This window comes from Acinetobacter proteolyticus (genome assembly GCF_000367945.1).
In the GTDB taxonomy this organism is placed as follows: Bacteria; Pseudomonadota; Gammaproteobacteria; order Pseudomonadales; family Moraxellaceae; genus Acinetobacter; species Acinetobacter proteolyticus.
Map to the genome: position 1 here is coordinate 2933652 of NZ_KB849179.1, position 24190 is coordinate 2957841.

Genomic DNA, 24190 nt, shown 5'->3' on the forward strand with positions numbered 1-24190 from the left:
ATTACGAGAAAGTTCTTCCATTCAAAAACGATAAATTAGGACACAAATTAATTTAAAACATGTAAACAGATCACATAGAAAATTAAAACAAATAAATTTCAGTTACTTATTTCACAACAAATCAATTCACTCTCGGTAAAAACAGATCAAAATAATGTAGTGAATTGTTATTTCGATAACAATTCACATAATTAAGTTATTCATCTTCGTCGTAAATATAGCTCATACAACCCCAACCATCATATTCGCCATTGAACTCTTTGGCGATCTTGATCATCCATTCTTCCAAATCTGCAATGTCTTCGTATTCCAAAATCATATTCACATGGATATTCAGCACCCACAGATCCGAACCATCAGAATGCACTTCTTCCTGAAAGAAAGAAATTTTCTGTTCTTGGTGTAACAAATGCAGGGCACATTTTTCTACCTGTTCCTGCTTCTCAAAAACAATCGAAAATTCGACTTCATGCGGCTCGCTCAGGTCATTACCATCCTCAACCATCTGCCACAGCACATTGCCATTATCATTATCTGGGAATTGGTCATAGTCGCGTGTCATAGAAATATCCTTTGTTGTGTTTTGGGCTTGATATTTGGCTATAGATTAACCGATTTTCATGTCAGTTTTTAGACGCATTAATATAAATATTGTAGTCAAAAATTGATCAAAATGAGAATCACAGGCTGAGCTAGAACTCATTCAAACTTTAAGCAAAGCACCACTTGGTCAAGGCAGCGAATGCCATTTTCATAAATGGCTTCTGGATAATCTATAAATACATCTGGCTCGATATGCGACAAACGAAAGCCGCATTTCTGATAAAGCGCTAATTGATCCAGACTGGAATTGCCTGTTTTGACCCATAATGTTTGAATACTGTGATCTTTGCTCTTTTCAATGGCAAATTGAACCAAAGCCTTGGCAAGACCCTGTTTTTGATAACGTGAATCTACGGCTAGATTTTTAATTTCAGCTTGATCATCTGCTCTGAATACACACAGTTGCGCAATGATCTGCGCCTGATCATTCAGCATGAAGAATAGACTCGACTGCAATAAATAGGTTGAGATCTGCTGCCAACTTGGATCAGCCTCTAATAAGAGTGCTTTTAATTGCAGTTGCTGTATCTCTGAGAGTGCTGTCCATTCAGCGTGTTGAATCGAATACATGCGCTTGCCTATTGGTGGTTGTGCTTAGAACTTTAGCTCAGAATGAATTTCAACTGCATGCATTTTTAAAGGATGCTGAAAAGCAAGATAAGCCGCATGTAGCGCCATGCGTTTTAAATGGAACTTGGCAGGTTCAGGATGATAAAGCTTATCCCCCATAATCGGATGGCCGATATGCATCATATGCACCCGCAACTGATGGGAACGTCCTGTGACCGGCTCTAAACGCACACGACTTTGGTCCGTTGCAGCATCATATTGCATCAGTTGAAATAAGGTTTTGGCAGACTTACCCAATTCAAAATGCACCATCTGACGCGGACGGTTTTCCCAATCGGTAATAAGCGGCACTTCCACACTACCCTCGCTCTGAATCTGCCCCTGTACCAAAGCCACATAGTATTTTTTGACGGTACGCGCCTGAAACATTTTACTGATTGCCACTTCTGCATCACGATGTTTAGCAAACATGAGTAAGCCCGAAGTTGCCATATCCAGACGATGCGTGACTTTAGCCGCGGGATATTTTTCCAAAACCCGTAAATAAGCACTGTCCTGATGTTCAGGTAACCGTCCCATCACCGACAATAGCCCAGCAGGCTTATTAATCACCAGCAAATCTTCATCTTCATAGACGATCTCTAAAGGATCTTGTGGCGGTGTATAAATAAAATTGTCGTTTAGAGCCATGGCAACAGAACAAATTGAATCGGGTACAGGATGGAGAGTGATTATAGTTGCGCCAACGGCTTTCGCAACCACTGATTTTCCTCATCGCAAGCACAATTAAGACACAGTTTTTAGCCCCTTGCCCAAGCTTTGTTTATAGAGCTCTTCTAATGTAGCAATGTCCCGATTTAAAAATGCAATCAGATAATCTTTGGCACGCGCCAAGCTCAATTGTTTAAATGAAATGCTGTCTTTGCTTTTACGCGTGACCAAGCCAAATAGATCTTTTTTAGGAATAATGACTGGGATATCACTGTCCAGCTTAAACTCTAGTTGTTGTGATTTAGCATAGGCATCAAGGGTAATGGAAATAGTCTGTTCTGTCCGATGATCACTAACAATAAAGCTGGTATCTGCACCATTGAGTTGTAATTGACGAACCAACTGCTGACGCCAAGTCATCTCGTCAAACTTGGTTAAAATCGTTGCCAAATCAAAGCGACCAACATGATCGATGTCATTGTGATTCATTTGATGTGGATAGCGGATTTTAAGCTCGAACTCATTCATAATGGTGCTGACCTATTGCTGTGATTTTTTTGATTTATTAATATAAAAATAATTATATCACTTTGTTTTTTAATATAAAAATATCGATTTATATTCACAATGACAGGATTTCAGGATTTACTTCACATTCAATTTTGGTTTTATTGATCTAGTTTTTATTATTTAAGCCTGATGGCTGATTTTATATTTACTAAAATTTTTTAGGGTATCAAGGGAAAACAGAGGTTGTTTACTTCAACACCTATGACTTTGTAAGCCATAACCTTTGCCTATAAACTTTTGATCTATAGCGTCCTAAGCCGAATCGAGACCTTTTGGGTTCGTACACACTTGCTTTATAAGCATCGGTGCATGCTACTCTTTTCGATCCCTTTCACACCCTTGAGACATAGTTTAGGCAGATCACGGTGGGATTGTTTTCCTAAAAACAGCTATTTTCGATGATCAATGAAATAATTTTGCATGTTAAACAATATAAGTTAAAATATTTTCCACATGAAATAAAAAACTAAGATTTTTATTCCGATAAATTCAAATTTACAGGTGTATTTTTTCTAAAACCCCTTCTCATCTAAGCCCAAATCACCATAATCGCGGCAACAATCACCAGCCACAGACCCAAATGATCGGTTTTGGCGAGTTTCTCTTTAAAAAAGAAGGCTGAGATCAGCAAACTAAATAGAATTTCGACCTGACCCAGCGTTTTCACAATCGCAACGGTCTGCATACTCATGGCACTAAACCAACCCACCGAGGCCAAGAAACTACAAATACTTACTCTTAAAGTTAAGCCAACACGTTGCCACATTTTATAGAGCGTCGGGCGACTGAAAAATCCAAGATAGATCAGCAATACAATGCATTGGAAGCTGATCAAACTGCACAACACCCAAGCCGCGCGATGTAAGAATGGCAACATGCTCAGTTCTAAACTGGCTTCACGCACCAACAAAGAAGTGATGGCAAAACAAAGCCCACTCCCGAGTCCAATCAGCAAGGTTTTCAAGGACAGATCGGATTGTTGCTTGCCTTTACTCAGTAAAAATACCGCAACTCCCCCAATCACCACACCAATCCAGCCCCACGTGCTGAGATGTTCTTGTAGGAACAACACACCGACCAAGGCTGCCAAGATCGCTTCACTTTTGGCAAGTCCGACACCAATGGCGTAGTTCTTTTGTTGAAATAGTTTCACCATCAAGGCAGTGGCATAGATCTGGCTAATACCCGCAATCACAATATACAGCCAGAATTTATCGGAAAAATGTACCGATGCTGTAACCGGCTGATGCCAATAGAGAAAGGCCAAATAGCTAAAGGCAAAGATCGGTGAAAAGATAAAGCGCGCCAGTGTGGTGCCATAAACATCCACGCTCGTACTGAGTTGTTTTTGAAAAGCATTGCGCCAAGCCTGCATAAATGCAGCCATGAGCGTGAACAGAATCCAAGTCATCATCATAAGCTTGAGCGCAATATTATAAGTGCCGCTAATTTACGCTGTTCTGCTTATTTTTTCGATGGTCATCTTCAAATCTTAAGTTCTAGTGCATATTTTTCACAAGCAATGCAACACTAGCCTGTGTTGATTCAATCCATCATCTATTGTTTCTTCTTGCTCATTTCAGTCAGTAGGTCGAGCTGTATTTCCTGAATTTTTGCCAGTCTATCCCATTGATGCATCAGCAGATGATCCATTTTTTCATGTAAATTATGGATTTCCAGCTCTGCTTTGAGATTCACCTTATAGTCATTTTCTGAGCGTAAACGGTCTTTAGCTTCCTGACGGTTTTGGCTCATCATAATAATCGGGGCCTGTACTGCAGCCAAACAGGACAAAATCAGGTTCAACAGAATAAAGGGATAAGGGTCCGCAGGATGTTTCACCATGACCACGGTATTGACCAAGATCCAAATCGCCAGAAAAGCGGCAAAACAAATCAGAAATGTCCAACTCCCACCAAATGATGCGATTTTATCTGCCAGTCGCTCTCCCAAGGTCCAGTCTTGGTCAAATTTAGTTTCTATATTCTTATTAATTAAATCATGATGTTGCATGCTCTGTAATACATCATTTTCTAGATTTGAAACTTCACCTTGTTCTGAGTTTAATAGTGAATGTACATATTGCATTCGATACTTGGTCAAATCTGGCAGGCAAATATAATCCTGTGCCCCACATTCTGGAAAATCTTGTTCAATTTCTTCTGTAATGACCCGACGTAGCGTTCCAAGTGGAATCAAGCTTTTAATAGAAAAGCTTTTTTTACAAACAATACAGTTTTGACACTCTGTTTTCCCATTCATGCTCTATCCTCTCTTTGTGAGATTTATTCATTTATCTGGTTATTGTTATTCAATTTTATCCTGCGGCATCGAGTTGCCCGTGATGCTTTTGTAAGCTTAAACCGAAAAAAGATCGTCTGTTAGAGCAGCTTTAAAGCAAGATAAGGCACGAGACCGAATAATAAAATAGCAATTTTATAGATCGCCATCCCACCATAGTGAATTGCATCAAACTGCTGCTCAGATAAGCTGAACCAGTGTCTATGTAGGCGTTTAATCGAATCTTTTGCAAAGACAAAGGCCAATAACCAAAGGATTAAAACGATATAATTCAAGATCGTCATGTAAAGAAAAAATTGTGTGAGTTGGAAAGTATTCATGACTGTTTCCCTCCATTTTATCGTTATTATTTTAAGCGCCTTTTATGATGCAAAACTTAAAAATACTCCCCACAACGCTCGGTGCTTTGTACGAATCCAACAGGACTAACAATCATAAAATAATCGCCAGTCTTTAAAAACTTAAATCATCAAAGTCCTTCACTGTGGATAGATAGATGGGTGCCTGATTGATTTTGCTCCATGTTTCTTTAAACCTTGGATCTTCTTCTGGGTCTTGGCTTAAATTGTCACGAATCACTTTTTTACCCGTTAAAAAATTAATACTGGTTTGACTTTGAATGAGGGGGCCGTGATTGCTTGAATCATCATAACCAATCAGGCGTAGATCATTGCCGTCCAAGCGAAATAAATAACTCCAGTAACCATAACGTCCATGTGAATAATAAATCCTCAGTAGGTTATTTTTAATTTCCATCCATAGTTCAGGTGGGAAATAGACACCGCCATCTTCATTTTCAGAGCTAAAACAATTGAGATTGCTGACAATAGGTTTGTATTTGCCTTTTTGATTCAGTAATACAATCACACCGCGACGGTTACGATCTAAATGTCCATAATATTCATGATGGAAAAAGGCTTTGGGATCCGTCGCTTTGACCATCAACACTACATCCCTCAAACCATCTTTATTCAGATCGCCTTCAATGGCTTTAAAGAGTTGGTATTTTGCAGGGATATAGGCTTGATAGGTGAGTTTATCTTGACCTAATTTAATTTCTTCCTCTGTCGGCTGCTCTTGGGCAAAGCTGACTTGCGACAGTGCAGATAGGCTTGAGAATGCTAATAATGCGGTAATAAGTTGAGTCTTTATCATCTTTTTTTCTTTCATCATTCAGGTTGTTATCGGAATTATTGCATTGATATGGAATGGCTCGGTTTCTGTTGGCATTTTGCACGAATCCAGCGAGCAGCAACAATCTTAAAAATGATCACCAGTCCTTAAAAGCTTAAATAATCAAACTCTTTAATTTTCGATAAATAGATTGGGGCTTGATTAATTTTACTCCAATTCTCTTTAAATTTTGGATCACCTTCAAAGTCTTGACTTAAATTGTCACGAATAACTTTCTTCGCTGTTAAAAAGTTAATACTGGTTTGGCTTTCAATATAAGGTCCATGATTGCTTGAATCATCATAACCAATCAGGCGTAGATCATTGCCTTCCAAACGAAATAGATAACGCCAATAGCCATAGCGTCCATGGGCAAAGTGCACATTCAGCACATTATTGTTAATTTCTAAGCGTATATCAGGGGCGAAATAAACACCACCGTCTTCATTGTCCGAGTAAAAACAATTTAAGTTACTGACAATCGACTTGTATGTGCCTTTTTCATTGAGCAAGACAACCACACCACGGCGGTTAGTATCGATACGGCCACGATACTCATGTTCAACAAAAGCTTCGGGATCGGTTGCTTTCACCATCAACACGACATCTTTTATGCCATCGTTATTCAAGTCACCCTCTATGGCTTTAAATAAGCGATATTTCGCAGGGATATAGGTTTGATAAGTGACTTGGTCTTGGCTTAATTTAAGCTCTTCCTCTGTCGGTTGTTCTTGAGCAAAGCTGAGTTGTGGCAGTATTGCTAAGCCTGATAATACGAATGATGCGGCAAGGAGTTGAGTTTTCATAAGTCCATCATTTTTTTAATATTGAAAAACATTCACATCAAGCATTTATATGCTCAGCACTAACTCAGATTTTTTCTATTGCTTTATTTAAGACATACCTTTGAAGCACTTGATCTAGCATAAGTTCAGAATCAAGACAGCCATTGTTTGCTTGAATGACTTTTGCCGAAGCCAAATTGGATTTATAGCAATGTATATGCAATTGCGTTAAGCCCAATTCCCACGCTTCCTGAATGGTAAGTTCCAGCAACTTAGTACCAAAATTTTGTCTGCGTCTAGAAGGACGAATCCCTAAACCAATATGCCCACCACAATGTTGAGTTTGAGCATTAAGTTGCGGTCTTAAGTTAGATACACCGATAATTTCATGATCATCGACTAACCAATAGGTAATATTGGCAACATGTCCTTCTTGTAAAAACTGCCCTTTTTCATATTGTTCTAATTTATTCAAAAACTTGTCAAAATCTGTGTGATCGAAGTCCAGTGTTAGTGGGTAACGTTCTTCATCAGCCAGTTCATTCATATAGTCGTTATAACTCTGCTTAAACCTTACGTGAGGTTTGATCAAACGAAGTGACATCTAGCCATTACTCCTAAAGAAGTATTTTATTATCCATATTCACAATATGAAGATTTATAGATTTGAAAAAATATAAGCTTATCGTACAGGATTGGCTTGCTGTTGGCGTTTTGCACGAATCCAGCGTGCAGCAACAACAATAAAAACAATCACCAAGACGGTAATCAGCACAGGCATGATAAAAGCCAGAATGGATAATAAGATCGAGCCAATCAACTCACCTGTAGCAACCACAAAATTACCCAATCCCCCTGTGGTTGCAGTCGAGACACCCCGTGCTGCTACGGTACTCATTTGCACCACGCCTGCGGTTCCGCCACCAACAATTAATGCCGCTGCCCAAGTGGCAAACTGCGACATTTCGCCACTGCTGACCGCCATCGTGGTCAGTGTTCCTGCCACCACAGCCGCAGGTGTGGCAATGGTATCTAATAGGTTATCTACCCACGGCACATAATAAGCTGCGATTTCACAAATCGTGGCGAAACCCAATGCCATACATACTGATGGGATGGCTAACCATTCAAAGCCTTGGGCAGGTTGATACCACCCCATTAAGGTGGCAATACTCATGGCCAATAACGGCACAAAGACGCGAAAGCCACAGGCTGCGCTGAGTCCAACGCCAATACAGAGTCCTAAAATTGTTTCCATCATGGATTACCTTTCTATGCCTATGACAGGTCTTGTTATTTAAATCTTATTTTTAAGGTAACAAAAAGCCCTATCAAGGGATAGGGCTTTTATTCAAACAGTGGGTAACTGTTTGGTATTTTGCGGCTTAGGCATTCTTACTGTTGAATTGATTGCCAAGGCATTTGGTACACGGAGGTAAACGATCAGTACCAATTTCTAAATAGGTGCGGTGTCCGCATTGAACACAAAAATAGAAGCCTGTTCCAGGTTTTTCGCCAGCAGTTACCATCTTTGTTCTCCATAGATTTTAGAAATGGTACATATACTATAGCGTGATAGTTTTGATTATTTATTGACCTTTCCGACGAGTGGTGATGGCGGAAAGGTGAAGAATGAAATTTAAGAACATTTTCAAAATTCTATTTGGCCTGATTCTCCCCAAGCCAAGAATCAAACCTATCTCTTTGATTTTTATATAATATATTTTTATATTTTTCTTTGTCACTTTTATAAAGAATATGACGAATTTCGGTAAAGGGATTAATCACATGAGGATCATTTTCTTCTTTACCTAAATATTCTTTATATTGTTCAACCTCATCAAATTCTTTTTCAAAAATTTCTTTAAAATCTTTAATCTTCAGAGTTCCATTAGAATATTCAACAATTTCGGCTACAAATCCATCAATTTTATAAGGCTGAAATTTAAAATCATCAAACTTATCTTCAACAATAGCTAAGAATGTAAAAGCATCTAACTTTTCAGTGATAGAGGTAGTTTGGTCTACTTTTACTTTTGCTTCAGCTTGTTGATCATCTGTCTGACTTTTAATATTATAAAACTCTCTATCTGCTAACTCAAATAATGCTGCCAAGGTGTTAATTCTTCTTTTCATTGATGTTGGAATTGATTTTTTATATTTTATTTTATGGTCTAAAACACTCCAAGCATCTTGAATTATTGTACGAATCTGCACTTCAAATCTTAAATCAGAATATCTTTTATATTCTTTCATTCCAGTCCGTGGACTTTTTAACTTCAAATCTACATGTAACCCTTTATACCCAAATGAGTCGTCTTTAGCTTCCATAGCCGAAATTTTATCAGTCACTTCTATGACATCAAATTCTTCTGCTAAAGCATCTTTAATTTTGGAAACATCTGTTTCATATAGTGAAACTATCCTTAAACCGATGAGATCCGTAATATGATCTTTGATTTCATAAGGTGTATTGTCTTGTTCTAAAACAGATTGATATTTTAATGAAAATTTCTTTACACATTCTTCTCGTAACTTAACCCTTCCACTTACGGCAGCTATAGGAAATTCATCCATTAATAAGGCATTAATAATAGCTATAAAAGCCGTTTTAGCTTGATTCAATAAATTAGAGTTTTCATTCCAATAATCCCTAAAAATTACTTTTTCTTTTTCAAAATCCAATGAAGCCATTAATATTTCCCCATAAAAAACCCCACATAAATGTAGGGCTTTTATTAAACAGAATCAATCACTTTCAGATCAAAGTATTACGCCACTTGACCTTCTAAAAAGTCTTGCGCAAAACGTTGTAATACCCCACCCGCTTCATACACAGACACTTCTTCTTCTGTATCTAAACGGCAAGTCACAGGCACTTCAACAATTTCTTCCTTACCATCAGCTGTAGCACGCTCAATCACTAAAGTTAAAGTCGAACGCGGTGCAATATTACCAATCACGCTATATAGCTCAGTACCATCTAGCTTCAAAGTTTTGCGGTTAACACCCGGCTTAAACTCAAGCGGTAACACGCCCATACCGACTAAGTTAGTACGGTGAATACGCTCAAAGCCTTCGGCAACAATGGCTTCCACACCTGCAAGACGAACACCTTTGGCTGCCCAGTCACGACTTGAGCCCTGACCATAATCCGCACCCGCCACAATGATCAACGGTTGCTTACGGTTCATGTAGGTTTCAATCGCTTCCCACATCCGCATCACTTCGCCTTCTGGCTCGACACGCGCTTTTGAACCCTGCTTAATGGTGCCGTCTGAACGAACCACCATTTCATTGAACAGTTTCGGGTTGGCAAAGGTCGCACGTTGGGTGGTTAAGTGATCCCCACGATGGGTTGCATAAGAGTTAAAGTCTTCCTCAGGCACACCCATTTTCGCCAAATATTCACCAGAAGCACTGTCTAGCACAATCGCATTCGATGGAGACAAGTGATCGGTGGTGATGTTGTCACCCAAGATCGCAAGCGGACGCATATTGGCTAAAGTACGTGGTGCAGCCAATGCCCCTTCCCAATACGGTGGACGGCGGATATAAGTACTCATTGGACGCCAATCATACAGTGGGCTTGCTGCTTCTTCATTGACACCCAAATCGAACATTGGAATGTAGATTTTACGGAACTGTTCAGGCTTTACTGCTTCTTTCACAAGCGCATCAATTTCAGCATCCGAAGGCCAGATATCTTTCAGATAAATTGGATTACCGTCTTTGTCATTTCCAAGCGAATCTGTTTCGATGTCAAAACGAATGGTTCCCGCAATCGCATACGCTACTACCAGTGGCGGAGATGCCAAGAACGCTTGTTTTGCATAGGGATGGATACGGCCATCGAAGTTACGGTTACCCGAAAGCACGGCAGTGGCATACAGGTCACGCTCAATGATTTCTTGCTGAATCACAGGATCAAGTGCGCCTGACATGCCATTACACGTAGTACATGCATAGGCGACGATACCAAAACCAAGTTTCTCAAGATCTCCCAATACACCTGCTTCTTCTAAATACAGCGCAGCTGCCTTAGAACCTGGTGCAAATGATGATTTCACCCAAGGTTTACGTACCAAGCCCAATTCATTGGCTTTACGTGCCAGTAAGCCTGCAGCAACGGTATTACGTGGGTTAGAAGTATTGGTACAAGAGGTAATTGCAGCAATAATCACGGCACCATCAGGAATTAAACCTTCAGCTTCTTGTGCCTTGGCAAGCTCTAAATTGCCTGCAATGCCTTTTGCTTTCAAATCAGCCGTAGAGACACGTGCATGTGGGTTTGATGGGCCTGCAATGTTACGGGTCACTGTTGAAAGATCAAAACGAAGTACACGTGGGTACTCAGCTTGGGTCATATCCGATGCCCAAAGACCGATCTCTTTGGCATATTGCTCAACCAACGCCACTTGCGCATCTTCACGACCGGTCAGGCGTAAATAATCAATCGTGTTCTGATCGATATAGAACATTGCCGCAGTTGCGCCATATTCAGGCGTCATATTTGAGATGGTGGCACGGTCGCCCACAGACATGCTGTCAGCACCTTCACCGAAGAACTCAAGGTAAGCACCAACGACACGTTCTTTACGCAAGAACTCAGTCAATGCCAACACGATATCCGTTGCAGTAATGCCTGCCTGACGCTGACCAACAAACTCAACCCCGATGATGTCAGGTAAACGCATCCAAGACGCACGGCCGAGCATGACGTTTTCAGCTTCCAAACCACCGACACCCACTGAAATCACACCAAGCGCATCAGTATGTGGGGTATGTGAATCGGTACCGACACAAGTATCAGGGAAAGCTAAGCCATCACGATTTTGAATCACTGGAGACATTTTCTCCAAGTTGATCTGATGCATGATGCCGTTGCCCGCAGGAATCACGTCAACATTTTTAAAGGCTGTTTTAGTCCACTCAATAAAGTGGAAACGGTCTTCGTTACGACGATCTTCAATTGCACGGTTTTTCTCAAATGCATCAGGATCAAAGCCACCGAATTCCACAGCCAAAGAGTGATCCACGATCAACTGGGTTGGCACCACAGGATTGACCTTGGAAGGATCACCGCCTTTGTCTGCAATCGCATCACGCAGACCTGCAAGATCCACCAATGCGGTTTGACCCAAAATGTCATGACAGACTACACGTGCTGGATACCAAGGAAAATCCAGATCCTGACGGCGTTCGATCAACTGGGTTAAATAGGCCGTTAAATTCTCGGCATCCGCTTTACGCACCAGCTGTTCAGCGAGCACTTTCGAAGTGTATGGCAGCTTTTCATATGCGCCTGGCTGAATATCTTCAACGGCTTGACGCACGTCATAGTATTCAAGCTGGGTACCTGCCAGCGGTTTACGATATTTTGTGTTCATTAACCACGCTCCGCCAATGGTTTGAATTCAAGATTTTCAGGGCCAGTATAGTTCGCGCTTGGACGAATGATCTTGCCATCTTGACGTTGTTCGATCACATGTGCAGACCAACCTGCAGTACGTGCAATTACGAATAATGGCGTGAACATTGCCGTTGGCACACCCATCAAGTGATAGCTCACCGCACTGAACCAGTCGAGGTTCGGGAACATGTTCTTCACTTCTTTCATCACGGCTTCTAAACGTTCAGCAATTACATACATCTTGGTATTTTCTTGCGCTTCAGCAAGTTCACGCGCCACTTGCTTGATCACTTCGTTACGTGGATCAGAAACGGTATAGACTGGGTGACCAAAACCGATCACCACTTCTTTTTTCTCAACACGGCTACGGATGTCGGCTTCTGCTTCATCGGCATTGTCATAACGTTGCTGAATCACAAACGCTACTTCGTTCGCACCACCATGTTTAGGTCCACGTAGCGCACCGATACCGCCTGTGATTGCCGAGTACATGTCTGAGCCTGTCCCTGCAACAACACGTGACGTAAAGGTTGATGCATTGAACTCATGCTCTGCATACAGAATCAAAGAGGTATGCATGGCTTGAATCCACTCTTCCGATGGCGCTTCACCATGCAGGAGATGCAAGAAATGTGCAGCAATCGAATCATCATTGGTTTCCACTTCGATACGACGACCGTTGTTGCTGAAGTGATACCAGTACAACAACATTGAGCCTAGGCTTGCCATCAATTTATCCGCGATGTCTTTTGCGCCCGCTTCGTTGTGGTCTTCATGTTCTGGGGTTAAGCAACCCAATACAGATACGCCAGTACGCATCACATCCATTGGGTGTGCAGATGGTGGTAATTGCTCAAGTGCGGTTTTCAATGCAGCAGGCAAGCCACGGAGTGCTTTTAATTTTGCTTTATAGGCTTTGAGTTCTGCTTTGTTTGGAAGTTTGCCGTGTACCAAGAGGTGTGCCACTTCTTCGAATTGACTGCCGACGGCAAGGTCAAGAATGTCATAGCCACGGTAGTGTAAGTCGTTGCCGCTGCGGCCTACGGTGCAGAGTGCGGTGTTGCCTGCCACTTGTCCGCTGAGTGCAACTGATTTTTTTGGTTTGAAGCCTGTTGGTGTTTCATTACTGCTCATAAGATTGTCCTTTTTATATCCTTTGGTGAATTTCGTAGCGGTGTCTTACCGAACTCTCATCTTATTTGAGGATAAGCCTTCGGCTGGACTTACTTTTGAGGGATCAAAAGTAAGCAAAAATCCTTTGTTGGCCTGACGGTACTTCCCTGCTACCGCAGCCCAACGTGGCGGCATCCATGCCGCCTTCACGATTACTAAGACTTTCATGAAAGAAGGGCTTAAATTCGTGAAATCCCTCTCCCTCTGGGGGAGGTTAGGAGGGGGTAAAATTATTTACTCTTCGCAAAAGTTCCATCAAGATATTGTTCAAACGCATGGTAGTTAATGCGTTCATACAGTTCTTGACGGGTTTGCATGGTATCCACCACATTCTTTTGTGTGCCTTCTTTACGCAAAGTCTCATAAACATTTTCTGCGGCCTTGTTCATGGCACGGAATGCAGAAAGTGGATAGAGCGCGATGCTGACATCGGCAGAAGCCAATTCTTCAGTGGTAAATAATGGCGTTGAACCAAACTCAGTGATATTCGCTAAAACAGGCACTTTGATTAGATCAGCAAATTGCTTATACATCGCCAATTCAGTGATCGCTTCTGGGAACAGCATGTCTGCACCCGCTTCGATATATGCCCCTGCACGGTCAATCGCTGCCTGCAAGCCTTCAACCGCAAGCGCATCGGTACGTGCCATGATCACAAAGCTGTCATCGGTACGAGCATCGACTGCGGCTTTAATACGATCGACCATTTCTTGCTGAGTCACGATGGCTTTATTCGGGCGATGACCACAACGCTTAGCACCGACTTGATCTTCAATATGCATCGCAGCAGCACCAAACTTGATCATCGACTTGGTGGTACGTGCGATATTAAAGGCAGAAGCGCCAAAACCCGTGTCGACATCAACCAATAACGGCAGGTCACAGACATCGGTAATACGGCGTACGTCGGTCAAGACATCATCAAGGTTACTGATGCCTAAATCTGGTAAACCCAAAGAGCCTGCGGCTACACCACCACCAGACAAGTAGATCGCTTTATAACCTGCGCGTTTTGCCAATAACGCATGGTTGGCATTGATCGCACCGACCACTTGTAATGGTTTTTCATTTGCGACCGCGTCGCGGAATAGCTGACCAGCTGACTGTTTAGCCATGTTGTTGTTCTCCTTGATTTTGCAGCAATGTTTGCTCAACAATTTTGTAGGATGCATTGATGTGACGGTACATCAGCATTTCGGCAAGCTCACCGTCACCTTCAGCAATCGCATCTAATATGCGGATATGTTCGTCCCAAGCTTTGCTTGGTCGATCTGGGGTATTTGAAAACTGGATTCGGTACATACGGATGAGGTGATACAGCTCATCGCATAACATTTTTTCTAAGGTTTTATTGCCACTGCTTTTGATAATGCAGTAATGGAAATCATCCTGGCCTTCTTGCAGATAGTAGCCCTTGCCTGCTTTAAAGTTTTCATCTTCGGCATGCATCCGCAATACATCACGTAAGGCCAGAATCTGTTTTTTATCAATATGCTGTGCTGCAAGTCTACAAGCCAAGCCTTCTAAAGAGGCACGGATTTGATAGAGTTCCTGAAACTGTTGCAGTGAAAGCGAGACTACCCGCGCACCGACATGTGCAGTTCGCTCCACCAATTTTTGCCCTTCCAGACGATGAATCGCTTCACGTAAAGGCCCGCGACTAATGCCATAAATACGCGCCAGTTCAGGTTCTGAAATCTTGCTGCCCGCAGGAATATGTCCCAATACAATCGCCGACTGAATTTGCTTGAATACGTGTTCCGTCAGGGTCATTCCCTGACTGGTGCTGAGGGCTTGAGGAACAAGGGTATCTTGCATATTGTCGACAATCTCTACAATTTTTATGATTTTATAACCAGATAAAAGAAAAAATGCAATAGGATTGTCGACAATAAATTAGACTGGTGCTTTCAATCCGACGTGATTGTGATCACTCAGTGGCTGATCAACACACTGCCAAAAATCTTATATAATAATAGATAAAACAACAGGTTAATGATAATCCAATTCATCACTCAACCCTGAGCTTTGATCGACTGAGCGGCCTTAGACTGTTCATGCTACGACCATGGTATGACAGCTTGATTGTAGACAATCTTTATAATCAGCTTGTAGCGACAAATTTTGTAAGTAAATACTGCACCAAAATGTAAATAACAGCGTGCTTCATGCAGTCTTTATTGATACATTATTGGGCATCGAAGGTTCCGCTTCTAAAGCGCCGACCTCCCCAGACATCTATGTATGCACTTTGTTGAAGAAAAGGACATTGTTAATGTTTCAACATATCCCACCTTATGCAGGCGATCCAATCCTTTCATTGATGGAACAGTTCAATGCTGATCCACGTGCTGAAAAGGTAAACCTCAGTATTGGTTTGTACTATAACGAAGACAGTATCGTTCCTCAGCTTGATACCATTATCGAAGCGCAAAAACGTATTGCACCTAAAAATACGCAAACCAAGCTTTATTTACCAATGGAAGGTTTCAAACCTTACCGTGATGCGATTCAAGCCTTATTGTTTGGTGCAAACAGCCCTGCAATTCAACAAGGTCGTGTTGCAACGATTCAAACGCTTGGTGGTTCTGGCGCATTAAAAGTCGGTGCAGACTTCTTAAAAACTTACTTCCCAAATTCAGAAGTTTGGGTGAGTCAGCCAACTTGGGATAACCACGTTGCGATCTTCAACGGTGCAGGTATCAAGAGCAACTTCTACCCGTACTTCGATGCTGAAACACGTGGCGTTGATTTTGATGGGATGTTGTCTACGCTGAAAACATTGCCAGAACAAAGCATTGTGTTATTGCACCCATGCTGCCATAACCCAACAGGTGCAGACTTGAACCCTGCACAATGGGATCAAGTGATTGTGGTATTAAAAGAACGTAACCTGATTCCGTTCCTCGACATCGCGTATCAAGGTTTTGGTGATGGTATGGAACAAGATGCCTACGCTATTCGTGCCTTAGACCAAGCAGGTCTAAACTTTATTGTCAGCAATTCATTCTCAAAAATCTTCTCACTTTACGGCGAGCGTGTTGGTGGTTTGACTTTCGTGTGTGACGATGCTGAAGCAGCAAAATGCACATTCGGTCAGTTGAAAGCAACGGTACGTCGTATCTATTCTAGCCCACCAACAACAGGTGCATGGTTGGTTGATCAAGTGTTAAATGACGCTGATCTCAACCAACAATGGCAAAGCGAAGTCAAAGAGATGCGTGAGCGTATTATCAAAATGCGTAGCATCTTAAAAGATGAGCTAACTAAAGCCCTTCCTGAACGTGACTTTAGCTACCTTGTGAATCAAAAAGGCATGTTCAGCTACACTGGTTTAACCGCTGAGCAAGTGGACATTCTTCGTGAAGAATATGCAATCTACTTGGTACGCAGTGGCCGTATCTGTGTTGCAGGTCTGAACATGAACAACGTATACAAAGTTGCCAAAGCAGTGGCTGAAGTTTTAGCAAAATCTGCTGCAACCGCTTAAGTTATCACGCATAAAAAAGGCGCTTGAAGCGCCTTTTTTATTGCCTGTTTTATTTAAAGTCAGGACTTGGACTTGCCCCAATACTTCAATTTAGAAGTCTGTCCGATCCCGACATTAAAACAATTATTCGGATCAAGTTTCTGGTAGAAATTGGCCAGTGCAGGCTTGGCAATATACAGATGCCCAACATTATGCTCGGCAGGATATTCAGCACGGCGCGCATCCAGCAACTGCCACATCTGATGTTCCATCGCTAAAGGATTGTTGCCCTTTTTAAGAATGTAATCCTGATGAAACACATGACAGAAAAAGTGCCCATAATAAAGCTTATGAATGATCTGCTGTTCCATTTCCACAGGCAATTGTTCAACCCATTCACGGTCATTGCGACGTAATGCAATATCGAGAGCCACAATATCTTCTACCTCATCCCGATGGGTATCACGATAACGAATTGCTGCACCTGCCACTGCAAAACGATGCAAAAAGGCTTTACGTCCTTCCTCCGCATCACAAAGAAAAAAATTGCCCGAAGCATGTACCGCAAAATAATCTTGTAAAAATTGCTCGGTCTGGGCTTTGCAATTGTTTTCAACGCGTAACATCAAATGATGTTCATAACGATCACGATATTCGGTCATCCGTTTCGGTAAATGACTCGGCAACAAGGCCGTGATCGCTTGTAAAAGATGATCAGTCAGCCCTTTGATTTTAAATTTTTCTAAAAAACCATCGACCTTATCCTTGAGTGCAAAGGCCTTAGGTACATTGGCTGTGCCAAATTTTTCAATAAACAGGAAGGTATCTTTGCCGTATTTTTCACCAATATGATACGCATCACGATGGATGTATTCCCCTGCAATCGGCAGGCTTGGCAATGACGTGAGTAAATAACGACGAATCGCGGTCAAGTCGTCGGCATCATTGCTGCCAATATAAAAGACACTGCTCTCCACCTTCTCATAGGTATCGAGACGTACTGCAAATACGCAAACTTTCCCTGCCGAACCCGAGGCTTCATACAGACGTGATGGATCAGCATTAAAACGTGCAGGACTATCAGCATCGACTTGCGTGACATCTTGCGCATAATGTTGATCGGATGCTTGCTTTTCAGCATCATCTAAAATATCTGCCGCTTGGTATCGCTGCTGCTCTAAACGGGTCAGGATTTCTTCTGGGCTTGAGCCTAAGTTCACACCCAGATGATTGACCAATTCCAACTGACCTTGGGCATTCACCTGCGCGTATAGTGCCAGTTCAGTATAGGCAGGGCCACGACGTACCAAAGCACCGCCTGAATTGTTACAGACCCCGCCCAATACCGAAGCACCAATACAGGAAGAACCAATCACCGAATGTGGCTCACGATCATAGCCTTTCAGTATCTGCTCCAGATTGTCCAAGGTCGCCCCCGGTAAACAAATCACCTGCTTACCCTCATGAATCACCTGAATCCCTTTTAAACGGCGTGTACTCATCACCAACACAGGACGGTCATAATCATCGCCATAGGGGGTTGAGCCACCCGTCAGCCCCGTATTAGCCGCTTGCATGATGACGATACAGTCTGCTTCAATCGCCGCTTGCAGCACCTGCCACTGTTCCAGCAAGGTCCCAGGGATCACCACCGCAAAGACTTTGCCTTCACCAAAACGACGACCTTGACGATACTGCCGTGTACTTTGATCATCACTCAGTACATGCTGACGTCCAACAATCTGCTGTAAACGATCAATCACCACTTGGGGAGAAAATGTTTGCATGATGGCTCCTTTGAATTATCAATTTATAAAACTAGACCAACACGACGGAGTCTTACTGTTTGTCATTTATCATTTGAGTAGCTCATTCTTCAATTTGAATCAGCCTTTTATTTGCTATCGCGGTTGGCGGCAAGGATGCCGCCTGTTGAGCAACCGTACAGGGAGGTACGGTTTGCTCAACAAAAGGTTTTTGGTTACTTTTGACCTTTCAAAAGTGACAAACGCCTCTACACTAGAAACACGCAAGTCACCCAATGATGAGGCAGTGCCTACTGCATCACTGAGCAAATTATTCTTAAAAACCTTGTTTAATGGCTTGTACCAAACAATCTGCATTAATCTCCTGAATCGACTTGGCACCCGTCAACGTCATTGCCACCCGCATTTCCTTCTCAATCAAATCCAGCAAGTTTGATACCCCTTGCCCGCCTGCTGCTGCCAAGGCATACACAAAGGCACGGCCCAATAACACCGTATCCGCACCCAAGGCCAACATGCGCACCACATCCAGACCATTACGAATGCCAGAGTCTGCCAAAATCGCCAGATCACCCTTCACCGCATCGGCAATCGCAGGCAAAGCTCGCGCAGAAGACATCACCCCATCCAACTGACGACCACCATGATTTGACACCACGATGCCATCGGCACCAAAACGTACTGCATCTTTGGCATCTTCAGGATCAAGAATGCCCTTGATCACCATCGGGCCATCCCAAAACTCACGAATCCACTCCAGATCTTTCCATGAAATCGATGGATCGAAATTAGAACCTAACCAGCCGATATAGTCTTCAAGCCCAGTCGGTTTACCCAGATATTTTGAGATATTGCCCAAGTCATGCGGACGGCCACACATCCCAACATTCCATGCCCAATGCGGATGCAACATCGATTGCAGATAACGACGCATCGCCGCATTGGGGCCACTCATGCCTGAATGTGCATCACGATAGCGTGCACCCGGTACCGGCATATCCACAGTAAACACCAGTGTTGAACACCCTGCTGCCTTGGCACGTTCCAAGGCATTGCGCATAAAGCCACGATCACGCAACACATAGAGCTGGAACCACATTGGGCGATTGATTGCAGGTGCCACTTCTTCGATCGGACAAACCGAAACCGTCGACAAGGTAAATGGAATACCTTTTTTATCCGCTGCCACCGCCGCTTGCACTTCACCACGACGTGCATACATACCGGTTAAACCGACAGGGGCCAAAGCCACTGGCATGGACAAGGTTTCGTTAAACAGTCTGGTTTCCAGACTCAATGCCGACATGTCGTTCAGCACCCGCTGGCGTAAGGCAATTTCAGACAGGTCCTGTACATTGCGTTTTAAGGTGTATTCCGAGTAGGCGCCCCCATCAATATAGTGAAATAAAAATGGCGGTAAACGACGTTGTGCCGCAGCACGATAATCATTGCCAGAAGAAATAATCATTTTGAGTCAACTCTACTTAAACGTGTTGCACGTTTCTGGCGAGCTTCATCATCATCCAGAGCACGTACATGATTAATCACAAATTCAATATGACCACACACCGCCTGGCGTGCAGCTTCGGGATCTTTACGATCAATCGCATCCATTACCTGAAAATGCTGCTCACTGAGCAAGTCACCATTGACAGGATCGTTATAAACTTTCTTGCGTCCCAGTAAGACGTTGTATTGCAACAGGTCAAACAAGCCACGCATCATCTGGATCAGCACAATATTGTGTGAGGCCTCAGCAATCGCTAAGTGGAATTCAGCATCCGCCACTGCCGCCTGAGCCGAATCCCCAGCATTCTGATGGCGGCTAATCTCATCAAAATAATGATGGATTTTGGCGCGATCTTCAGCGGTTGAGCGTAATGCCGCATACCATGCGGTGCCGCCTTCCAGCAACAAACGGGCTTCTTGCACATCAAAACGGTACAATGGATCTTCTTCAATCAGGTTACTGATCGGATTCACAATCAACTGTTGTGACCATTGAGCAGGTAGTTGTTGAATGTAAGTCCCGTCACCACGGCGGCTACTGAGCACGCCCTGACTATTCAATTGCTGGATCGCTTCACGTAAGGATGGACGAGAGACCCCCAAACTGGTCGCAAGCTGACGCTCGGCGGGCAAACGATCGCCTTGTTTCATCTGGCGTTGCTCAATGAGTGCCTGTAATTTCATGACCACTTGATCGGAGATTCTCATCACATTTCCTTGAGTAGCGTTATGGAATCATCCACGGCAGCAGATAAGCCTGAACCGTGACGATGATGCCAACAAAGACTGTAAATATGATGCTATGTTTTACCGTGAAACGGAACAGGTCTGATTCTTTCCCCACCAGGCCCACCGCGGCACAGGCAATCGCAATCGACTGTGGTGAAATCATCTTGCCCGTTACCCCACCACTGGTATTGGCCGCCACCAGCAATACTTCTGGAATCCCGATTTGCTGGGCTGTGGTCGCTTGTAAAGCCGAAAACAAGGCATTGGATGAGGTATCCGAACCCGTCAGGAAGACACCAAGCCAGCCTAGGAATGGTGAGAAGAAGGTAAAGGCATGATCGGTATGCGATAATGCCAAAGCCAGGGTCGCAGATAGACCGGAGTAATTGGCAATAAAGGCAAATGCCAACACCATACCAATCGAATAAATCGGGGTTTTTAATTCATTCAGTGTTTCGCCAAAGGTACTAACCGCGTCACGGGTTTTCATTTTCAGGAAAATGATGGTGATGAGGGCGGCAATGAAAATCGCGGTCCCTGTAGCAGAGAACCAGTCAAATTTATAGATCGCTTCATAAGCCGTGGTTTCAGGCACAATCGGCGCCATTTTTTCCACCAGCTTATGCAGATACGGCACTTCAATTTTAACCATCCAGTCCGCTAAGGCACCGTCTTTGCTAAACAAGGCTTTAAACGGTTGAACACTCCAGATGGTCACCATCACGGTTAAAATCATAAACGGCGACCATGCTTTGGCAATCTGTGCGATGCTATAGCGTTGTGGCGTATGCGCTGCTGAGCTTGTATTTTGTGGCTCTACCCCCTCAAAACGGAAAATATGCTTTGGTTTCCAGACGCGGAACAGTAAGGTCAGGCTGACCAGTGAAGCAATTGATGCCGTAATATCCGGTAGCTCGGGCCCCAGAAAATTAGAGGTTAGATATTGCGCGATTGCAAAAGCACTACCACCGACCAGTACCGCCGGCCAGGTCTCTTTTACCCCGCGCCAGCCATCCATAATCGCCATGATCCAGAACAGCACAATAAGGGTTAAGAAAGGTAACTGGCGACCCACCATCTGGCTGATTTCCATAGTCTCGACACCCGAAACCTGCCCCGCCACAATAATCGGAATCCCCATTGCACCAAAAGCCACAGGCGCAGTATTGACGATCAAGCAGAGTCCCGCAGCATAAAGCGGCTTAAAGCCCAATCCCACCAACAGGGCTGCGGTAATCGCAACAGGCGCACCAAAACCTGCGGCACCTTCCAGAAAGGTCCCAAAGGCAAAACCAACCAAGAGCATCTGTAATCGCTGGTCTTCGGTAATCGATAAAATACTGGAACGAATGACATCAAACTGCCCGGTTTTCACGGAAATTTTATACAGAAACACCGCACCGATAATAATCCAGGAAATCGGCCATAAGCCGTAAAAAAAGCCATAAATCACCGAAGCAAATGCCATTTCAGCTGGCATCTGATAAAAGAATAAAGCAATCAGTAAGGCAATAATGACGGTACAGGTCCCTGCCACACTGCCTTTTAAACGAAATACCGCCAACGCCAAAAAGAAGAAAATAATCGGGATCAGCGCCACCGCACTGGATAGCCAGATATTATTGAAAGGATCATAAATTTGTTGCCACACATTTAGCATTCTCATCTCCTTGAAATGCTGGGCGTCATTTTGTTTTCACTTCGATCTTGAACGAATCTTTTTATATTGGTATGACCAATATTCACCAAACCAGCAAATATTATCCATTTGCAATCTTTATGCATCTTAATTATATGAATTCCAAGGAGCAACCCCACCATCATCGTTATAATTGGTATGACCAATAATAATTAAAATAAATCAATCCTTTTCTGTTTATGTGCGCTTTTAGCATTCGACTAAAGTCTGATGAAAAATTTCAGGCCAATATTCAATTTGCGTGGTTTAGGTCACCAATCGCTGAAGATAAAACTATAAATATGACTTTTTATCTATATCTGTATAATCTGTTCACAACTCAAATCACATCACTATGAATTGAACAATATGACTCAACTGACTTGCTTTAAAGCCTACGATATTCGCGGCAAACTCGGCACAGAACTCAATGAAGAGATTGCCTATAACATTGGTCGTGCCTATGGACAAATCTATCAACCAAAAACTGTGGTGATCGGTTGTGATATCCGTTTAAGCAGCGAAGGCTTAAAACAGGCGACGATTCGAGGCTTGAATGATGCAGGTGTCAATGTACTTGATTTGGGTATGACTGGGACAGAAGAAGTCTATTTCGCTGCCTTCCATCTGGATGTACAAGGCGGAATCGAAGTGACTGCCAGCCACAACCCAATGGATTACAACGGGATGAAATTGGTGCGTGAAAATGCACGTCCCATCAGTGCGGAAACCGGCTTAAAAGAAATTCAGGCGCTGGCTGAATCAGGACAATTCAATGAGGTAGCGAATAAAGGCACCACCCAAAACTACAATATTTTGCCTGAATTCGTGGATCACCTGCTCACTTATATTGACCCACAAAAAATTAAACCACTCAAATTGGTGGTCAATGCAGGGAACGGCGCAGCAGGTCATGTGATTGATGCCATCGAACAAAAATTCCAACAACTCAACATCCCTGTGGAATTTATTAAAATTCACCATGAAGCAGATGGCAGCTTCCCGAATGGTATTCCGAATCCAATCCTGATTGAAAACCGTGACAGCACCCGTGATGCTGTACTGCAGCATCACGCTGATATGGGCATTGCCTGGGATGGCGACTTTGACCGTTGCTTCCTGTTTGATGAAAAAGGCCAGTTTATCGAAGGTTATTACATCGTTGGCTTATTGGCACAGGCCTTCCTGATCAAACAATCAGGTGAAAAGATTGTGCATGACCCACGTCTGGTCTGGAATACCTTTGATATCGTCGATCAATATCAAGGCGTCGCGGTGCAGTCAAAATCAGGCCATGCCTTTATTAAAGACGTGATGCGTGAACACAATGCGGTGTACGGCGGCGAAATGAGCGCCCATCATTATTTCCGTGATTTTGCCTATTGTGACAGCGGGATGATTCCGTGGTTACTGACCATTGCGCTACTGTCAGAAACAGGTCAATCGCTTTCAACACTGGTTGAAAACATGATTGCCAAATTCCCATGTAGTGGTGAAATCAACTTTAAAGTCGCAGACACCCAAGCGACGGTACAAAAAATCTTTGAGCATTATGCCGATCAAAATCCGCAAGTGGACCGTACCGATGGTGTCAGCCTTGATTTTGGCGCATGGCGTTTAAATGTTCGTGCTTCGAATACAGAGCCTTTACTGCGTTTAAATATTGAAAGCCGTGCCGATCAAAACCCGCAACCGATGCAACATTATGTCGATGAATTAACGGCTTTGATTCAGGATTAA

The 24190-nt window shown here is 43.2% G+C and carries 23 protein-coding genes; 2 read left to right on the forward strand and 21 right to left on the reverse strand.

Going from position 1 to position 24190, the window contains the following annotated elements:
- Nucleotides 1-196: 196 nt before the first annotated feature.
- The 17 genes from F993_RS03430 to F993_RS03355 form a co-directional block, all read right to left on the reverse strand.
- Complete coding sequence (locus F993_RS03430; RefSeq protein WP_004656653.1) at nt 197-562, reverse strand: ribonuclease E inhibitor RraB; 366 nt, start codon at nt 560-562, stop codon at nt 197-199.
- Nucleotides 563-699: 137 nt separating this feature from the next.
- Nucleotides 700-1173, reverse strand: a complete 474-nt coding sequence (locus F993_RS03425; protein WP_004656655.1) for a GNAT family N-acetyltransferase — start codon at nt 1171-1173, stop codon at nt 700-702.
- Nucleotides 1174-1197: 24 nt separating this feature from the next.
- Nucleotides 1198-1863, reverse strand: a complete 666-nt coding sequence (locus F993_RS03420; RefSeq protein WP_032812762.1) for a pseudouridine synthase — start codon at nt 1861-1863, stop codon at nt 1198-1200.
- A 96-nt stretch (nt 1864-1959) separates the two neighbouring features.
- Complete coding sequence (locus tag F993_RS03415; RefSeq protein WP_004656658.1) at nt 1960-2412, reverse strand: hypothetical protein; 453 nt, start codon at nt 2410-2412, stop codon at nt 1960-1962.
- Between the two features lie 571 nt (nt 2413-2983).
- Nucleotides 2984-3871 (reverse strand): DMT family transporter, encoded by an 888-nt coding sequence (locus tag F993_RS03410; protein ID WP_004656660.1) that lies wholly within the window; start codon nt 3869-3871, stop codon nt 2984-2986.
- Nucleotides 3872-4011: 140 nt separating this feature from the next.
- Entirely contained in the window at nt 4012-4716 is a 705-nt protein-coding gene (locus F993_RS03405; protein ID WP_004656662.1) for a DUF1003 domain-containing protein, read from the reverse strand.
- Between the two features lie 119 nt (nt 4717-4835).
- Nucleotides 4836-5075: a DUF6868 family protein gene (locus F993_RS03400; RefSeq protein WP_004656664.1), complete on the reverse strand. Its 240-nt coding sequence runs from the start codon at nt 5073-5075 to the stop codon at nt 4836-4838.
- Nucleotides 5076-5208: 133 nt separating this feature from the next.
- A complete protein-coding gene (locus F993_RS03395; RefSeq protein WP_032812764.1) occupies nt 5209-5910 on the reverse strand; it encodes a hypothetical protein in 702 nt (233 codons plus the stop codon).
- 125 nt (nt 5911-6035) lie between these two features.
- Nucleotides 6036-6734 carry a hypothetical protein gene (locus tag F993_RS03390; RefSeq protein ID WP_004656667.1) on the reverse strand — a complete coding sequence of 233 codons (699 nt, stop codon included), beginning with the start codon at nt 6732-6734 and terminating at the stop codon, nt 6036-6038.
- A 64-nt stretch (nt 6735-6798) separates the two neighbouring features.
- Nucleotides 6799-7317, reverse strand: a complete 519-nt coding sequence (locus F993_RS03385; protein ID WP_004656668.1) for a GNAT family N-acetyltransferase — start codon at nt 7315-7317, stop codon at nt 6799-6801.
- 78 nt (nt 7318-7395) lie between these two features.
- Nucleotides 7396-7971 (reverse strand): DUF4126 domain-containing protein, encoded by a 576-nt coding sequence (locus F993_RS03380; RefSeq protein ID WP_032812571.1) that lies wholly within the window; start codon nt 7969-7971, stop codon nt 7396-7398.
- A 127-nt stretch (nt 7972-8098) separates the two neighbouring features.
- Nucleotides 8099-8242: a zinc ribbon-containing protein gene (locus tag F993_RS20235; RefSeq protein ID WP_004637424.1), complete on the reverse strand. Its 144-nt coding sequence runs from the start codon at nt 8240-8242 to the stop codon at nt 8099-8101.
- Between the two features lie 130 nt (nt 8243-8372).
- Nucleotides 8373-9407: a GTP pyrophosphokinase gene (locus F993_RS03375; RefSeq protein ID WP_004656673.1), complete on the reverse strand. Its 1035-nt coding sequence runs from the start codon at nt 9405-9407 to the stop codon at nt 8373-8375.
- Nucleotides 9408-9484: 77 nt separating this feature from the next.
- Complete coding sequence (gene acnD / locus F993_RS03370) at nt 9485-12103, reverse strand: Fe/S-dependent 2-methylisocitrate dehydratase AcnD (protein ID WP_004656675.1); 2619 nt, start codon at nt 12101-12103, stop codon at nt 9485-9487.
- A complete protein-coding gene (prpC, locus tag F993_RS03365) occupies nt 12103-13260 on the reverse strand; it encodes a bifunctional 2-methylcitrate synthase/citrate synthase (protein WP_004656677.1) in 1158 nt (385 codons plus the stop codon). The genes acnD and prpC overlap by 1 nt, the downstream gene beginning before the upstream one ends.
- A gap of 269 nt (nt 13261-13529) precedes the next feature.
- Nucleotides 13530-14414, reverse strand: coding sequence for a methylisocitrate lyase (prpB, locus tag F993_RS03360; RefSeq protein WP_004656679.1), 885 nt, complete (start codon nt 14412-14414; stop codon nt 13530-13532).
- Nucleotides 14407-15117 (reverse strand): GntR family transcriptional regulator, encoded by a 711-nt coding sequence (locus tag F993_RS03355; RefSeq protein WP_004656681.1) that lies wholly within the window; start codon nt 15115-15117, stop codon nt 14407-14409. The genes prpB and F993_RS03355 overlap by 8 nt, the downstream gene beginning before the upstream one ends.
- A gap of 457 nt (nt 15118-15574) precedes the next feature.
- On the opposite strand from F993_RS03355, the gene F993_RS03350 reads away from it, so the two are divergent.
- Nucleotides 15575-16789: an amino acid aminotransferase gene (locus F993_RS03350; protein ID WP_004656684.1), complete on the forward strand. Its 1215-nt coding sequence runs from the start codon at nt 15575-15577 to the stop codon at nt 16787-16789.
- A 59-nt stretch (nt 16790-16848) separates the two neighbouring features.
- On the opposite strand, the gene dld is transcribed toward F993_RS03350, so the two are convergent.
- From dld to lldP, 4 genes are all read right to left on the reverse strand, one after another.
- Nucleotides 16849-18555 carry a D-lactate dehydrogenase gene (gene dld / locus F993_RS03345; protein WP_004656685.1) on the reverse strand — a complete coding sequence of 569 codons (1707 nt, stop codon included), beginning with the start codon at nt 18553-18555 and terminating at the stop codon, nt 16849-16851.
- Between the two features lie 295 nt (nt 18556-18850).
- Nucleotides 18851-20002 (reverse strand): FMN-dependent L-lactate dehydrogenase LldD, encoded by a 1152-nt coding sequence (gene lldD / locus F993_RS03340; protein WP_004656688.1) that lies wholly within the window; start codon nt 20000-20002, stop codon nt 18851-18853.
- Nucleotides 19999-20751, reverse strand: a complete 753-nt coding sequence (lldR, locus tag F993_RS03335; protein ID WP_004656691.1) for a transcriptional regulator LldR — start codon at nt 20749-20751, stop codon at nt 19999-20001. Before lldR ends, lldD begins: the two co-directional genes overlap by 4 nt.
- A 19-nt stretch (nt 20752-20770) precedes the next feature.
- The gene (gene lldP, locus F993_RS03330; protein ID WP_171066016.1) at nt 20771-22438 is read right to left on the reverse strand and encodes an L-lactate permease; all 1668 of its coding nucleotides are present in this window, start codon (nt 22436-22438) and stop codon (nt 20771-20773) included.
- A gap of 381 nt (nt 22439-22819) precedes the next feature.
- On the opposite strand from lldP, the gene F993_RS03325 reads away from it, so the two are divergent.
- Nucleotides 22820-24190 carry a phosphohexomutase domain-containing protein gene (locus F993_RS03325; protein WP_004656695.1) on the forward strand — a complete coding sequence of 457 codons (1371 nt, stop codon included), beginning with the start codon at nt 22820-22822 and terminating at the stop codon, nt 24188-24190.

Coding starts and splice junctions, on each gene's coding strand:
- F993_RS03430 (WP_004656653.1), bottom strand. CDS start 562: ATGACACGCGACTATGACCAATTCCCAGATAATGATAATGGCAATGTG.
- F993_RS03425 (WP_004656655.1), bottom strand. CDS start 1,173: ATGTATTCGATTCAACACGCTGAATGGACAGCACTCTCAGAGATACAG.
- F993_RS03420 (WP_032812762.1), bottom strand. CDS start 1,863: ATGGCTCTAAACGACAATTTTATTTATACACCGCCACAAGATCCTTTA.
- F993_RS03415 (WP_004656658.1), bottom strand. CDS start 2,412: ATGAATGAGTTCGAGCTTAAAATCCGCTATCCACATCAAATGAATCAC.
- F993_RS03410 (WP_004656660.1), bottom strand. CDS start 3,871: ATGATGATGACTTGGATTCTGTTCACGCTCATGGCTGCATTTATGCAG.
- F993_RS03405 (WP_004656662.1), bottom strand. CDS start 4,716: ATGAATGGGAAAACAGAGTGTCAAAACTGTATTGTTTGTAAAAAAAGC.
- F993_RS03400 (WP_004656664.1), bottom strand. CDS start 5,075: ATGAATACTTTCCAACTCACACAATTTTTTCTTTACATGACGATCTTG.
- F993_RS03395 (WP_032812764.1), bottom strand. CDS start 5,910: ATGATAAAGACTCAACTTATTACCGCATTATTAGCATTCTCAAGCCTA.
- F993_RS03390 (WP_004656667.1), bottom strand. CDS start 6,734: ATGAAAACTCAACTCCTTGCCGCATCATTCGTATTATCAGGCTTAGCA.
- F993_RS03385 (WP_004656668.1), bottom strand. CDS start 7,317: ATGTCACTTCGTTTGATCAAACCTCACGTAAGGTTTAAGCAGAGTTAT.
- F993_RS03380 (WP_032812571.1), bottom strand. CDS start 7,971: ATGGAAACAATTTTAGGACTCTGTATTGGCGTTGGACTCAGCGCAGCC.
- F993_RS20235 (WP_004637424.1), bottom strand. CDS start 8,242: ATGGTAACTGCTGGCGAAAAACCTGGAACAGGCTTCTATTTTTGTGTT.
- F993_RS03375 (WP_004656673.1), bottom strand. CDS start 9,407: ATGGCTTCATTGGATTTTGAAAAAGAAAAAGTAATTTTTAGGGATTAT.
- acnD (WP_004656675.1), bottom strand. CDS start 12,103: ATGAACACAAAATATCGTAAACCGCTGGCAGGTACCCAGCTTGAATAC.
- prpC (WP_004656677.1), bottom strand. CDS start 13,260: ATGAGCAGTAATGAAACACCAACAGGCTTCAAACCAAAAAAATCAGTT.
- prpB (WP_004656679.1), bottom strand. CDS start 14,414: ATGGCTAAACAGTCAGCTGGTCAGCTATTCCGCGACGCGGTCGCAAAT.
- F993_RS03355 (WP_004656681.1), bottom strand. CDS start 15,117: ATGCAAGATACCCTTGTTCCTCAAGCCCTCAGCACCAGTCAGGGAATG.
- F993_RS03350 (WP_004656684.1), top strand. CDS start 15,575: ATGTTTCAACATATCCCACCTTATGCAGGCGATCCAATCCTTTCATTG.
- dld (WP_004656685.1), bottom strand. CDS start 18,555: ATGCAAACATTTTCTCCCCAAGTGGTGATTGATCGTTTACAGCAGATT.
- lldD (WP_004656688.1), bottom strand. CDS start 20,002: ATGATTATTTCTTCTGGCAATGATTATCGTGCTGCGGCACAACGTCGT.
- lldR (WP_004656691.1), bottom strand. CDS start 20,751: ATGAGAATCTCCGATCAAGTGGTCATGAAATTACAGGCACTCATTGAG.
- lldP (WP_171066016.1), bottom strand. CDS start 22,438: ATGAGAATGCTAAATGTGTGGCAACAAATTTATGATCCTTTCAATAAT.
- F993_RS03325 (WP_004656695.1), top strand. CDS start 22,820: ATGACTCAACTGACTTGCTTTAAAGCCTACGATATTCGCGGCAAACTC.